Source organism: Psychrobacter sp. 1176_08, assembly GCF_052850615.1.
Map to the genome: position 1 here is coordinate 1 of NZ_VXCU01000010.1, position 14,821 is coordinate 14,821.

Consider the following 14,821-nt stretch of genomic DNA (forward strand, 5'->3'; position numbering starts at 1 on the left):
AATATATAAATTTTACTGTTTATGATATTTAGCCATAAACGGTAGCGCTACAATTTTGTCCAACGAAGTCTACATTTTGAAAAGTGGCAAATAATTCGGCTACTTTTGAACATATCTGTAAAAGTTTCAACGCTGTAAACGATACATTCGTTACGTTTTATCAGCATAAATCACTTGGACATCAAGATTAACACTGTGTCATCATCCTAATCGAAATAAACATTTTATTAAGAGTGTCATTACTAATTCATGACATTATTTAACTGAATAATTGTCTTCAAAGGATATTTGGAGACCTATTAGGATACTATTATGAAAAAAACATCGATTATGAAAAAAAAATCAACGTTAAAAAAATCGCTAGCGGTGGCACTCAGTGTCGCAACCATTAGTATGGCTTCTGTTTCAGCCAGCCAAGCGGCTACTTCTATGAGCGAGATTGCCGCTGCTTCACAAAGTAAGATCAGTTTAGAGCAGGCACTTACCCTTGCTAATAAAGCAGTTAAAGGCGACATTATTAGTGTAGATTTTGATCAAGAAGATCGTGCAGAAAACAGTCATTATGATATTAAAATGATTGCCAATAATAATGAACAAGAAGTAAGAGTGAATGCCAATACAGGAAAAGTCACAAAAGATGAGACAGAGCGTCTAGATAAAGAAGATTTGGCAGAATATAACACCATGAAACAAGCAAAAGTCAGCTTGTCTCAAGCCATCAAAAATGCCAATAAAACGTTGAAAGGAACGGTACTTGAAGCTGAATTCGACATGGATTTTGGCAAGCCCGTTTATAAGATTGAGATTGGCAAAGGCAACCAAGTCCATAAAGTGATTGTCGATAGTATGACTGGTAAGATTACGAGCAGTCAGGTTGATAATGACGATTAATACTTAACGGTTTATATCGCTTATTGATTGCCCCAAACTGCCTTTACGAGTGGTTTGGGGCTTTTTAGTGTCAGCTTAACGATTCTGTCTAAACAAATGATCGATACTATTTACGTCATATTTAACTTAAGTCACATTCAACGAAACAGCATCTAATCAAAACTTATCTAACCAAATGATAGTTAAAGTAGGTTTATGTGTCCGCCTGAATTGCTGTTTTAAGCTGACGAATGACTGAGCTGAGTAGCATCTCATCAATATCAGTCATAGCGTTCAACCCGTAATCATAAGTCTTTAGGATCATTGCTTGTTGGTCTTGTGATAAATGGACAGTGACATCTTTACTGACGACCAGATGCCTATAGTCTTCTATGGTCTTTTTGTCATTACTCATTGTTAGCTCCTATTTCTCATTTGAAACTTTGCTTTATCCTGATATTTTTTATGATTTTTTTAGTAACATATTAGCTGAAACTTTATTAAACTCTGATGACATGAGTCAGTATTTTTTATGAGTGGCGATTCATCTCTGTCGAGGGTGTTTAAAAAATTTAAGCAGTTATATTGGCTGTCACAATGACGATGCTTTACAACCATCTTAACTGATAAATATTTAAGAGCACGATATTTTTTACATTTACAGTAAGAGAATATTAAAAAACTGATATGTATGACGGCATCGAGTCAGTTAATTCTGTAGGCTTTTTAACCAGCGCAAATCTCTTAATAAGCAAAACCTTTTAACAAGTACCATCACGAGATCAGCTCAAGCTGCTAGCAACAATCGAAACCTTTCTTCATCTTTCATAAATCTAATTAACGCTTAAATCACTTATTATTTTCGTTGTGGATAGAGCCGCGCTTTATCGCAATACGTTATTTTATTTAAGAGTAAATAACGCATATTCAACCACCATTCATACCAATTTAGATGGAAATAACAATGAAAAAGATAATGATAAGTTCACTTTTAGCGATCACTACGTGTTTGACAGTGGCTAGCCAAACCAATGCTGCACCGCACTTTACTGACCATCATGCCGCGCAGGTAAAGCACCAAAAAGCGGGTGCAGGAGTCAATAACAAGTACAAACATGTCAAACATAAACCAGCTGTCTCACACCATAATCCAAAAAAAATAAAAACAGCGCACAGCGTAAAAAGCAAATATCAAGGTAAACATATCGAAGGGCATCGTACCTAATCGTTAAATATAAACCATAAAAAATGGCCCCTATTTAAGGCGCCATTTTTTATTTTATTTTTACTTTAAGGTTTTATGGGGGTAAACAGTATTGATGACAGCTATAGTAAGAATTATCTGCTTGTAAAGGTCACTGTGTTCGTCCCATTATTAGAAGGCTGGCTGATCGTCACCTTACTGGCTAAAATATCGCCTTGAGCATTTATTTTGTAGCATTCTGATGACGTACCTTCAGGATCCACATCAAGCAGCAAATTGCTCGACGTATCTATACAGAACCACGCCGTATTGTTGCTATCCCGTGTTAGAGACCAGCTTTGGTTGTATGTGCCTATTTTTTTGCGCATGCTGCGATCAGCATAAACGTTTTCGGTAATTAATGGACTAGAAGCACCAACCGTTGCCATTTTTGGAATGGCTGTCGTTTGGTTTGATAGGGAGTATTTACCCGTACTGTCAGTAAAACCGTGGAAGACTAATGGGTCTATAGTAAAGTAATTAATAGCGACAGACTGATTCGTAACTTGGTTATTTACCTTGTTAATGGTATTAATTTCCGTGCCTTGGACAGTCTTATTATTGTATGTCATCTGACCTTTGGGAGTGACTTTGATGTCTGCTGTAGCAGTTTGGTTGCCTACGGTGGCGACCAAACTTTCACTGCGTGCTTTGGTATAAATATTAAGCAGCGTAGCTTCTACGGGGTATTGAGTCACTACGTTATTTTGAGTATTGCCCGTTGTTCCGCCATTCATACCTGTTGCACAGGCACTCAAGCTCAAGGCTGCCAGCGTACATAATCCAAGTGTTTTCATGATTTGATTCCTCAATGTGTTTAAATAAATATTATCAATATCCACTATAATCGAATTCATGAACGATGACATCTGCCAAGCACTTTAGACCTTGCTATTATTACATCACTATAACAACCAGTAATTTTTCAGTACTTTAAGACAGCGTAAACATCTGTCAATTTTGTTCACTTTGTCTATTAAATTCTATCAAACGCTCTTGTTACCTTATCGATGCCAGCTTTTATTAAAACGGGCTTTTCTAATGACTCTTTTAAAAAGACCCAAACATGGTGCCGAGTATGATGACTAAAATAAGCGCAATGATAGGAACGATCACCGCGACTACGAATATGTCTTTGTACGATTCTCTATGGGTTAAACCACAAATAGTGAGCATGGTTATGATGGCACCGTTATGGGGTAGTGAGTCTAGACCGCCTGAGGCGAGAGAGGCGATACGGTGCATCAGTTCAGGATTGATATTGTATTGCTCTGCCAATTGCATGTAGTTTGCGCCCATAATTTCTAAAGCGATCCCCAAGCCCCCAGAAGCCGATCCAGTAATCCCTGCCAAAACGTTGACCATAATCGCTTCTGAGATAAGAGGGTTTTCAGGTGAGATACCCATAAGATACTGTTTGATCACTGCAAAACCAGCAAGTGTGGCAATCACAGAACCATAACCGACTTCTGAAGCTGTGTTAAAAATGGGTAGCAAAGAACCCATAGCGCCTTTATTTAAGCTGTTTGCAACGCTATCTATTCTCTTAAAGCTGAACACAATCACAAAAATGCAAGCAAGAAATAGCGATAAAATAATAGACCAAATACCAATCACTGAATTTAATGCTACGCCACCAAATTTTTCGTCGGCTAAATAGCTATTGTTCCATAGAGGAATGATCAGTTTTGAAAAAGCATAGTTGCCCACTATCACGATGATAATGGGTAAAAGTGCTATCCAGAAATTGGGTACATTCACACCCGAATAAGGTTCTTTTTCATTTAATGTATGATTGCCATACCCCTCATTATTAGCGCTTGCAATACGCAGTTGGCGGTGCATCCATAACATGGCTCCGCTTAGCATCACAATCGATGCAATGATACCCAGTCCAGGTGCTGCGAATGCATCGGTCTCAAAATAAGGCATGGGTATCACATTATGAATGGCAGGAGAGCCTGGCAATGCAGTCATTGTCAGAGTGAGTGCGCCGATACAAATGGCTCCAGGTATCAGCCTTTTAGGTAGGTTGGCTTGTTTGAATAGAGCAGCAGCAATAGGGTATATAGCAAAAGTCACGACAAAGGCTGAGACGCCGCCGTAAGTTAGGATAGAGCAGGCAAGTACCACGGCCAATAACGCATGTTTGTCGCCTAGTCTATCAACGATATGACGTGCGATGCTGTAGGCATAACCTGAATCTTCCATCAGCTTGCCAAAGATAGCGCCCAATATAAATAATGGAAAGTATTTGACCGCAAATCCTCCAAGACCCTGCATAAATACTTCGGTATAAATACCCATGGTTTGACTACCTTCACCACTTAAAACCACGGCTAAAATAGCGAGTATAGGGGCAAGAACCAATACGCTAATACCTCGATAAGCAAAATATATCAAAAGTGACAAAGACAACAAAATGGCAAAAATACTCATAATTTTTATTTCCTTCCATGGAAAACGACGCTGTTGAATATGTTTGTGACACAATATTTGTTTTTAGCAACAGATACGGCTCAATCTATTCCATTTATTTAAAAGAACAGGCCATATAAATACATGATGGCTACATACTAAAAAAGATTGGTACTTTTGATTTTGGCTGTGCGGGAGGTGTTTTGGATGGTAAGAGTAGATTTGGTAAATAATCGCTCATCATAGCTATCCTTGGCATGAACTAAATTGACTGACACAATCACTCACTATTGAGGATATTGTGACATGGCGGAAAAAACGCTATCCATAGCATTTATTAAAAACGATACGTTTTGTATCGTATTAAAATCTAACAGAGCGGCAAACAAAGGTCAATCGTTAATCCTGTCATTGACTATGCTCAATCCCAAAGATATGTGAATTTAGTCAAATGAGAAAGTTTGAGAGATGAAAACTCAAGAGATGAACATTTAATAAGCCAAAAAAAAGAGACCACTCAATGGTCTCTTTTTTTAAGTTACATGCTATCTACATTAAATTTTACTTCGAGTCATTTCACCGTTGACTAGCCTTAAAATATTAAATGGATTTTCATCCTTCAATGCTTCTGGCAATAAGCTTTGTGGATAGTTTTGATAACACACAGGGCGTAGATAACGGTCAGTCGCCAGCGTTCCGACTGACGTGCCACGTGCATCAGATGTGGCAGGATAAGGTCCGCCATGAACCATTGCCTCACAAACTTCTACGCCTGTTGGATAACCATTTAATAGCAGGCGTCCAGCTTTCTCTTCTAATACAGGTACCACATCTGCGAATTCAGCAAAATCGGCTTCATCAGCAATTAAAGCGGCTGTTAGCTGGCCGTTCATGCTACTGAGTGCTTGAATCAGCTGTGCCTTGTCTTTGACTTCAATGACGATGGTCGCAGGCCCAAAAATCTCTTCTTGTAGCAACTGATTGCCTGCCAGTAGTAATTCGACGTCTGCTTTAAACAGTTGCGGCTGCGCTTGATCCCCTTGTTGAGTCTGGCCTGCTAAATGCTCAAACCCTTCATGTGTCATCAGATCTTCCAAACCTGATGAGTAGCTTTCTAGCGTACCCGCATTCAACATGGTTTGTGCAGGTTTAGCCCCCATAATGTCAGTTAAGTTTTCAATGAATTGACTGTATTCAGGGGATTTAATTCCAATAATCAGACCAGGATTGGTACAAAACTGTCCACAGCCCATCACGACAGAGTCTGCTAAGTCTTGAGCAATGCTATCACCACGATTTTTTAAGGCAGCTGGCAGCATGAGCATCGGATTGATACTACTCATTTCTGCAAATACTGGAATAGGGTTAGGGCGAGCGGCTGCCATCGCACTTAAGGCTTGACCACCTTTTAGTGAACCCGTAAAACCAACCGCTTGAATCAAGGGATGTTTTACTAGCGCTTCACCGACACCATTACCATAAACCATACTAAACACGCCTTTTGGCATATTGGTGCGCACGACTGCTCTGTCGATCGCTTGTGCTACTTGATCCGCTGTTACCATATGTCCGCTATGAGCTTTGACAATCACAGGACAGCCTGCAGCTAACGCAGAAGCCGTATCACCACCCGCTGTCGAAAATGCTAAGGGAAAGTTACTTGCCCCAAACACGGCAATCGGACCGACACCTATCTTCACTTGACGCAAATCTACACGTGGCATAGGCTCACGTTCAGGTAGTGCCGTATCGATACGCGCCCCTAAATAGTCACCGCGGCGTAGCACTTTAGCAAACAAACGCATTTGACCACTAGTACGACCACGCTCACCTTGTAAGCGTGCAAGCGGTAGCGCTGTTTCTTGTGAAATAGTGTCAAGAAAGTCTTGTCCTAGCGCATCTAGTTCATCAGCAATCGCTTCTAGAAATAACGCACGCTGTTCAGGTGATGTATTGCGATAGCTTTTAAAGGCGTCACTGGCGGCTTCGCACGCTTTGTTGACTTCTTCTTCAGTTGCTTGATAAAACTCATAAGCCAACGCTTCTCCTGTGCTGGCATTAATACTTTTTAAGACTTTGCTACCGAGCGCACTGCGTTGACCTGCAATAAAATTATGTCCGATAATCATAGTATTCTCCTTAGAGTGTTTTAACTGAACCAATGGATAGCTCAGGTTGAGTATGTGCAATCTTATTTTTTAAAGAATGACCAAATTCCTTCATCTCAATCTCGAATTCATCACCGACTTGAGTTTGCATACCGTCTGCAAATGACAGCGTTGCTGTACCAAAATAATGAATATGTACATCACCTGGTTTTAAGAATTGCTGATATTTAAAGTGGTGGTATTCAAGATTGGTCAGGCTGTGACACATATTGTCTTCGCCTGATAAAAATTCTTTTTCCCAAATCACCTCACCATCACGGCGCAGGCGACTGGTACCGACCAAGTGTTTTGGCAGCTCACCCGTGCGTAGCTCTGGACCATAACTACAGAAACGTAATTTGGAGTGGGCAAGATATAAATAGTTGCGACGTTCCATGATGTGATCAGAAAATTCATTGCCCATAGCAAAGCCAATTCTGTAAGGTTTTGAATCTAGACCAATCACATACAGACCTGCAATTTCAGGTTCCTCGCCACCATCTTCTGCAAAGTCAGGCATCGGTAGCTCTGCACCAGGACGAACCACAATAGAACCGTCTCCTTTATAGAACCATTCAGGTTGTGCACCTACCTTACCGTCAGCAGGTTTACCTTTTTCAATACCTAACTGAAATATACGCATGGTATCGGTCACTGAGGCAGTATCAGCCGCGTTCTGCTGATGCATTTTGTCACGAGTAGCCGCTGATCCTAGATGGGTCAAACCTGTACCTGAAACAAAACAATGCGCGGTATCTGGATGATCTAAAGGCGCAAGTACCTGTAGATTATCTAGTAGTTGTGCGTAGTCATAGTTCTCAGAGGCAAACCCTAACTGGTCGATTTGTTGCTCTAGGCTCAACTTATTTTCGATTGCCATTAATGCTAAGTCTCGAACCGTCGTCACCTGATTGACTGGTTTGACAGTATTATTTTCGACAATGCCAACCGCGCGCTGCTGGTCTTGGGTTTCAAATTGAATAATATTCATGATTAATGTCCTTAGTACGCTTGTTCGCTAACGGTTGTTTTTTCAGATTTCTTTTTTTCAAACTTGGCGTAGACGAAATAGGTTAGGAGTAAGCCAAACACCATAACCACAGAGAGAAAATACAAGCCTGATGCCATGTGACCTGTGTATTCTTTTAATAAGCCAATGCCATAAGGTCCCAAATAACCGCCCAAATTGCCCACAGAGTTGATCAAGGCAATACCAGCTGCCGCACTACTGCCTGTTAGAAAGCGGCCTGGTAGTGTCCAAAAAACAGCCGTGGTTGAAAATAAGCAAAACGCGACGGCAGATAGAGCCACCAATTGCAAGATAGGAGAGGTGAGCCAAGCACTTAAGAACATGGCAAACGCACCTACCGCATAAAGAAAACCAAGATGGCCATAACGATCATTTAGACGATCCGTACTGCGCGGAATAATCAGCAGTCCGATAACCCCAAAAATATAAGGAATACTCGATATGAAACCAACTCTTAGATCGCTGCCGCCACCAAATTGCTTGATAATAGTGGGTAGCCATAAATTTAAGCCATAAATACTCAAGGTGACAGGCAGGTAATACAATGCAAGGAGCAGTACACGTTTGTCTTTTAGCGCATGTAAAGGATTGGCATGCCTTGTCTGTTCATACTCAGACTCATCTTTAACCAATTCATTTTGCAACCAACTTTTTTGCTCTGTGGTTAACCATTTAGCGGTTTTAATATCATCTGGCAAATACAAATAAGTGGGTAGCGCCAAAAGAACAGCAGGTAAGCCGACGGCTATGAACAACCACTGCCAGCCATGCATATTTGCCATGCCATCCATACCTAGCAAAGCACCGGATAACGGCCCTGCAATAACCATAGCAATAGGCTGCGACAGCACAAACATCCCCATAATTTTTCCTCGGTGACGCACTGGGAACCATTGGGTAATCAAATATAGAACACCAGGGAAAAAACCTGCCTCAGCAACACCAAGTAAGAACCTAAGCGCATAAAAGCTCTTAGGGCCTTGGGTCAGCGCCATCGCCATGGTGATCAAGCCCCATGTCAATAAAATACGCGTAAACCACTTGCGTGCCCCAAACTTGGCCAATAACAAGTTACTTGGCACCTCAAACATGAAGTAACCAATAAAGAATAAGCCTGCGCCAAATCCGTAAGCGGCGTCACCGATACCAACATCAGCGCCCATATGTAGATGGGCAAAGCCGACTGCACCGCGATCAATATAAGCGACCACATAAAGGACAATTAATGCAGGGATTAATCTGTAGGTCACTGTTCGTATAACGTTCTTTTCGAAATCCATATCCGACTCCACGTTCCATGTGGTAATTCTCAAGCATCATGCCAAAGAGAAATTATCTGTAGTTAAGGGCGTTATCAGTAGATAACCAAAATAATGTATAAAAGCTTTAACTAAAATATAGTAATACTATTTAAATGTAAACCCTTTTAAAAAGATTGTTTTTAGTGTATTTTGATTAATATTATTTAAATAGTATTACTATATAAGGATATAGAGATGTCAAATAAGAAGCCATTACGTTCAGCAGCTTGGTTTGGAACGGCGGATAAAAATGGATTTATGTATCGTAGCTGGATGAAAAATCAAGGCATCCCAGACCATGAGTTTGATGGCAGACCCATTATCGGTATTTGTAATACGTGGTCAGAACTGACCCCTTGCAATGCCCACTTTCGCAAAATCGCTGAGCATGTAAAAAAAGGCATTCTAGAAGCGGGTGGGTATCCTGTTGAATTTCCCGTTTTCTCAAATGGTGAATCTAACCTACGCCCGACGGCGATGCTAACGCGTAATTTAGCGAGTATGGATGTAGAAGAAGCGATTCGCGGTAACCCAATGGATGGGGTTGTGCTATTAACAGGCTGTGATAAAACCACGCCAGCACTACTGATGGGCGCAGCCAGTTGTGATGTTCCTGCCATCGTCGTCACAGGCGGGCCGATGTTAAATGGCAAACATAAAGGCAAAGATATCGGCGCAGGTACCATCGTCTGGCAAATGCACGAAGAGTTAAAAGCGGGAAAAATTGATCTAAACGAATTCTTATCTGCAGAATCAGGTATGTCTCGTTCAGCGGGTACGTGTAATACGATGGGCACAGCTTCTACCATGGCCTGTATGGCTGAAGCATTAGGTACATCTTTACCGCACAATGCTGCTATTCCTGCCGTGGATTCTCGGCGTTATGTCTTAGCGCATTTATCAGGTATGCGTATTGTTGATATGGTTAAAGAAGATCTGACGCTGTCTAAAATTCTAACCAAGGAAGCGTTTGAAAATGCGATTAAAGTCAATGCCGCCATTGGTGGATCAACCAATGCGGTGATTCACTTAAAAGCCATCGCTGGGCGTATTGGTGTTGATTTAGAGCTAGAGGATTGGAATCGTATTGGTCGTGGCATGCCTACCATTGTTGATTTGCAGCCATCAGGACGATTTTTGATGGAAGAGTTTTATTATAGTGGTGGTCTGCCTGCGGTATTGCGCCGTATGGGTGAGCACAATCTGCTACCGCATCCGCAAGCACTGACTGCCAACGGTCAAAGCATTTGGGAGAATTGTCAAAGCTCGCCCATTTATAATGATGAGGTCATCCGTCAAGTAAACAATCCACTGAGTAAAGATGGTGGGATGTGCATCTTACATGGCAACCTAGCACCAAAAGGAGCTGTTCTCAAACCGTCCGCCGCGTCAGCAGAATTGATGAAACATCGTGGTCGTGCCGTGGTATTTGAAGACCTTGACGACTATAAAGCCCGTATTGTAGATCCAGATCTAGATGTCGATGAAACCTGCATTCTGGTACTTAAAAACGCAGGACCTAAAGGCTATCCCGGTATGGCTGAAGTTGGCAATATGGGATTACCGCCCAAACTGCTAGAAAAAGGGATCACAGATATGCTGCGAATTTCTGATGCGCGTATGAGTGGTACGGCGTATGGCAGCGTGGTACTACATGTGGCACCAGAAGCCCGCGCAGGCGGACCATTGGCTGCGGTACAAAACGGTGACTTTATTGAGCTTGATGCTTACGCCGGAAAACTGCACTTAGATGTTAGCGATGAAGAGCTACAGCAGCGTCTGGCCAATTTACCAGCACCGCCGACACCTAATTTCATCGGCGGCTATCGTGAACTCTATGTCAAGCACGTGCTGCAAGCGGATGAAGGCTGTGATTTCGATTTTCTAGTCGGCTGTCGTGGTTCCGAGGTTCCTCGTCATTCGCACTAGTTTGCTCAAAAATTGGCACTAGTTTATGCAAAATAGAAGCCCTTGTTTATTGATAAGGTCTTCTATAACATACTAATGTCAAATATGAGTAATGATAAGATATGAGCGCTGCCGACTACAAGAATCCTGTTCCAAGCAAAAGCCAACATGCATTGATTGTTCAACAATTGGGTCTAAAAATCGTTTCTGGTCATTTTCCTGAAAACGAAAAACTACCTTCCTCAGATGAGTTGTGTGAGGAGTTTCAGGTCAGTCGTCCCGTCTCTCGTGAAGCTATACGGGTACTAAACTCTAAGGGTTTGACGTACTCACGTCCAAAAGTCGGTACGGTCGTGCGTCCAAAGGATGAATGGCATATGCTTGATCCAGATGTGCTGTTTTGGTTGATTCAGTCCACACCAGAAAACGATTTTTTTAAAACCTTATCAACCGTTCGACGTGTTTTAGAACCTGAGATGGCTTACATCGCTGCTAGCACTGCAACTGATGATGATATTGCACAGATTAAAACAGCGTATGATGGCATGGAGAAGGCGACCAATGCAGAAGAGTTTATGCAACCTGACATAGAGTTCCATCTTGCCATTGCCAAGGCCACACATAATGACCTACTGGCTTATATGTCAAAAATGTTGGTATTACCGCTACAACAATCCATTAAGCTGACCAGCCTAAGGCCTAACTTACAAACGCACTCCTTACCAAGACACAAAGCAATATTAACGGCCATTGAAAATAAAGACCCGCTATCGGCCAGACTGGCGTCTTTAGTGCAGTTGGATGATACCAACGTGGCCTATACCTTAATCAAAAAGTAATTAGCCCTCTATTATGCTTTTGGCATGTGTATGCAGTGTCGTAATATAAAAAATAGCGCCCATTGTAGGCGCTATTTTTTGTCTTTATGTAGATAAGTAGTTAGATCTTAATATATAGCCCACATTAATAGTTGGCTTTGATTTGTGTTTCAAAGAATTTAGTTGCTACATCGTTATACAGATTACAGTAAACCTCTTCAGTGTCAGGATCAGTGTTTTCTTTTTCTTGGATGCCTTTTTGATTGTAGAACGCGTCGTAAATCAATCCATTGTATCTGACAACGGCAATGACATCTCCATCTCCGTCAGTATATCTAGCAGCTGGTAATTCATTATTGAGTCCGATATTTTCTTGCACAAGATTAGTAACGGTATTGTTTTCTCTCTCATTAGCAATCCACTGCTCAATAGTCATGCTACCGACATCGTCACCATCAGCAAAGCTATAGTAATTTTGCTCAGGGGTCTCTAAAATAATATAGCATTGAGAGCCACTAGGGAAAGTAGCATTAAAGCCCTCAGGGAAATAGTCTAAATCAGTATCTATACCGGTAGTAGCATTGCGTGGTTGCTTGCCTACGCCCGTAAGGTCAAGAGTAGTAATGTCATAAGTAGAGTTAAAAGTTGAATTATTTGACTGAACTTTTAGCGTAAAGGTATCGCTATCAACAAAGTTGATTTTATAGAACTTACTGTCAAAACTCTCAGGAACAGCAGCAAACGCGTTTTTACTGGCGTAATATTCCAATTCATCGTCGCTTCTACTGTCTTGATAGGCAGTAGGTGAGCTTCCTATCACGGTAGAGATTGTTTCCGTCAAGCCATCATTACTGATTTTGTACGCCAGCTTGCCCCAAGCTTCTTCATATTTATCATTTGACATGTCAGTGAAAGGATCGAAAGTTGCATAGTTCAGCTCATTATTAACGATAGGTCCCCCATTATTATCTGGGTTTGATACATTGTCATCGTTATCATCACCGCACCCTGTCAGTATTAATGTACTTGCCAATGCAATCCCTGCGTATAGCTTATTGATTTTCATAATGTTACCTATTGTTAGCTTCTCGTAAGAAATATAAGATTAGTCTTATAACTTTCTATTTGCAAAACAAATATTCAGTTTTAACACTGTCGCTACAATAGTGCTTCGTTCTTATAAATCAGAGTATTCGTATGAGTGTATTGATTGCATGATATCGCTCGAGTCATATCATATGCCTGAGTTGTATTTAAATGAGTAAGGAAGAGTGATGGGAAGCTTAAGACACTTATCTTTGTCTAAGGCATATAATTCTAGATAGAATGTTAGTCTAATTGAGGTGTATATAAATAATAGACCAACACAATGTTTGGTTCTACTGGGTTTTGATAGGTTATATTAGGAAAACAACAGACACAAAAAAAACGCTAGACGCGTTATGTATAAAAATTTTAAGGGGTATTTGGGACAGGATGGGAAAGCTGAAATAAAAGATGATTTTATAAGATTGGCGGTGAAGGAGGGATTCGAACCCTCGATACGCGATTAACGTATACACACTTTCCAGGCGTGCGGTTTCAGCCACTCACCCACTTCACCGTTTTGAGACGGGTTAGTATAGCCGATAGCATTTAAAATGTCACGACTTACGCCTTATCTTTCTTTATTTGCAGACGCCTGCTACGATAGCGTACACGTAATGATACGCATAGATAGATGGTTGATAGTTGCATGATAAGTCTTGGCAGGCTCAAACACAGTTTTAAAAACAGCGTCATGATGACAGTGATGACTATGGCAATCACTTTATCGTCAGCATATGCTCATGATTTTAGTCAATGTAGTCAGTCTTTTTATGGCGGTATTTATCCTGAGTTTACGAATACCAAATTAAATAATAAGACGCAGGCATTGTGCATGGATGGTTTTGCAGTGATGTACTCTGGTGTATCACGTACACCACTATGGTCAGCAGAGTATTTGGATCGTACCCGTCTACAACAAGCCAAGCAGATAGACCGCGAAGACAGCTTTCATGAAGAGAGTAGATTACCAAAATCTATGCGCGCCTCATTATCCGACTATTCAGGCTCTGGCTATGATCGCGGCCATTTATCGCCAAATGGTGATATGGCAACGCGTAGCCAGCAATATGACAGCTTTAGTCTGGCCAACATTGCTCCGCAGTCGCCACGCAACAATCGCTATATCTGGCGCAATATTGAATCGGCAACTCGTTACTTGACTCAGCAGTATGGTGAGGTTTATGCGGTAACAGGGGTGGCATTTACAGACAAAAAAACCAAGCAACTGGCTGATCGAGTGCTTGTACCCAGCCACTTTTATAAAGCTGTTTATATTCCAGCAATTAACCAAGCAGGCGTTTATTACGCGCCCAACGACGAGTCAGAGCGTATACAAGTTATCAGTGTTGATGAGTTGATGGACAAGACGGGTATCGATGCGTTACCTGTGCTTGATACCGAAACCAAGGCACAGGCTTTTGATTTGCCATTGAAGGCAGGAGAGAGTTCAGACGTGCCTGAGGCGTCACAAAAAGAGCCTGAGTGGATGCTATTCGTTTGGGCAATTATTGATTGGATATTAACGCAGCTAAAAGCGTAAAGAGAGAGCAAACCAAGGAGGTATTGATTTCATGGTACCTTATTTTAAATAATGATTTAGGAAACCGTTGATCAGATACTGATTGGTCAAAGGCTGTTTGGTAAACAAATATAAGCAAAAGACTATCAATAAAAAGGATGATCAGATGATTGAACCATTTGCCAACAACCACCAAAGCATGCAGATAGGTGAGCTTGTCATTGAGAATCAAGAAGATAAAATCATTATGTATGGCGATGTCGAATTGACGCTAGATGCTGCTGGGTATGAGCAAGCGCAGCAGTTACAGGAGCTAGCGAATAAAATTGTCCAAGCGTTCGAAAGTTATAGTCTCTATAGTAAGCAAGAGGGTAAGTCAAAAGAAAAAGATGACCAATTGGACAAAAATATCGACAACCCCTTTCTGTAACTCTTTGATATGGTTTTGTTTTATGGAAATAATAATGCGTAAAAAAAT

Annotated in this window: 13 protein-coding genes and 1 tRNA gene; 6 read left to right on the forward strand and 8 right to left on the reverse strand. The window is 41.2% G+C overall.

Annotated features, from left to right (window positions below; translation table 11 throughout):
- Positions 1-312 precede the first annotated feature (312 nt).
- Positions 313-891, forward strand: coding sequence for a PepSY domain-containing protein (locus tag FW759_RS12380; protein ID WP_446443147.1), 579 nt, complete (start codon positions 313-315; stop codon positions 889-891).
- Positions 892-1,084: 193 nt separating this feature from the next.
- Here FW759_RS12380 and FW759_RS12385 read toward each other — a convergent pair whose 3' ends face one another.
- A complete protein-coding gene (locus tag FW759_RS12385; RefSeq protein ID WP_062845669.1) occupies positions 1,085-1,285 on the reverse strand; it encodes a hypothetical protein in 201 nt (66 codons plus the stop codon).
- Between the two features lie 561 nt (positions 1,286-1,846).
- Between FW759_RS12385 and FW759_RS12390 the strand changes: the two genes are divergently transcribed.
- Positions 1,847-2,095: a hypothetical protein gene (locus FW759_RS12390; protein ID WP_446443148.1), complete on the forward strand. Its 249-nt coding sequence runs from the start codon at positions 1,847-1,849 to the stop codon at positions 2,093-2,095.
- 113 nt (positions 2,096-2,208) lie between these two features.
- Here FW759_RS12390 and FW759_RS12395 read toward each other — a convergent pair whose 3' ends face one another.
- From FW759_RS12395 to FW759_RS12415, 5 genes are all read right to left on the reverse strand, one after another.
- The gene (locus FW759_RS12395; RefSeq protein ID WP_446443149.1) at positions 2,209-2,910 is read right to left on the reverse strand and encodes a hypothetical protein; all 702 of its coding nucleotides are present in this window, start codon (positions 2,908-2,910) and stop codon (positions 2,209-2,211) included.
- A 253-nt stretch (positions 2,911-3,163) separates the two neighbouring features.
- Complete coding sequence (locus FW759_RS12400; protein WP_446443190.1) at positions 3,164-4,555, reverse strand: GntP family permease; 1,392 nt, start codon at positions 4,553-4,555, stop codon at positions 3,164-3,166.
- A 530-nt stretch (positions 4,556-5,085) separates the two neighbouring features.
- On the reverse strand, positions 5,086-6,660 hold the full coding sequence (locus FW759_RS12405; protein ID WP_446443150.1) for an aldehyde dehydrogenase (NADP(+)): 1,575 nt from the start codon (positions 6,658-6,660) through the stop codon (positions 5,086-5,088).
- 10 nt (positions 6,661-6,670) lie between these two features.
- Positions 6,671-7,669: an AraD1 family protein gene (gene araD1 / locus FW759_RS12410; RefSeq protein WP_446443151.1), complete on the reverse strand. Its 999-nt coding sequence runs from the start codon at positions 7,667-7,669 to the stop codon at positions 6,671-6,673.
- 11 nt (positions 7,670-7,680) lie between these two features.
- On the reverse strand, positions 7,681-8,988 hold the full coding sequence (locus FW759_RS12415) for an MFS transporter (protein WP_131400075.1): 1,308 nt from the start codon (positions 8,986-8,988) through the stop codon (positions 7,681-7,683).
- A 216-nt stretch (positions 8,989-9,204) separates the two neighbouring features.
- Here FW759_RS12415 and FW759_RS12420 point away from each other — a divergent pair, with 216 nt between their 5' ends.
- Both FW759_RS12420 and FW759_RS12425 read left to right on the forward strand, forming a co-directional pair.
- Complete coding sequence (locus tag FW759_RS12420; protein ID WP_446443152.1) at positions 9,205-10,938, forward strand: IlvD/Edd family dehydratase; 1,734 nt, start codon at positions 9,205-9,207, stop codon at positions 10,936-10,938.
- Between the two features lie 101 nt (positions 10,939-11,039).
- The gene (locus FW759_RS12425; RefSeq protein ID WP_443571231.1) at positions 11,040-11,756 is read left to right on the forward strand and encodes a FadR/GntR family transcriptional regulator; all 717 of its coding nucleotides are present in this window, start codon (positions 11,040-11,042) and stop codon (positions 11,754-11,756) included.
- Positions 11,757-11,880: 124 nt separating this feature from the next.
- Here the strand turns inward: FW759_RS12425 and FW759_RS12430 are convergent, their stop codons facing one another.
- On the reverse strand, positions 11,881-12,801 hold the full coding sequence (locus FW759_RS12430) for a hypothetical protein (protein ID WP_443566925.1): 921 nt from the start codon (positions 12,799-12,801) through the stop codon (positions 11,881-11,883).
- 446 nt (positions 12,802-13,247) lie between these two features.
- Positions 13,248-13,338 (reverse strand) — tRNA-Ser (locus FW759_RS12435).
- A gap of 195 nt (positions 13,339-13,533) precedes the next feature.
- Here FW759_RS12435 and FW759_RS12440 point away from each other — a divergent pair.
- Together FW759_RS12440 and FW759_RS12445 are read left to right on the forward strand one after the other, a co-directional pair.
- Positions 13,534-14,364 (forward strand): DNA/RNA non-specific endonuclease, encoded by an 831-nt coding sequence (locus FW759_RS12440; protein WP_446443153.1) that lies wholly within the window; start codon positions 13,534-13,536, stop codon positions 14,362-14,364.
- A 145-nt stretch (positions 14,365-14,509) separates the two neighbouring features.
- A complete protein-coding gene (locus FW759_RS12445) occupies positions 14,510-14,773 on the forward strand; it encodes a hypothetical protein (RefSeq protein ID WP_131400070.1) in 264 nt (87 codons plus the stop codon).
- The last annotated feature ends 48 nt before the right edge of the window (positions 14,774-14,821 follow it).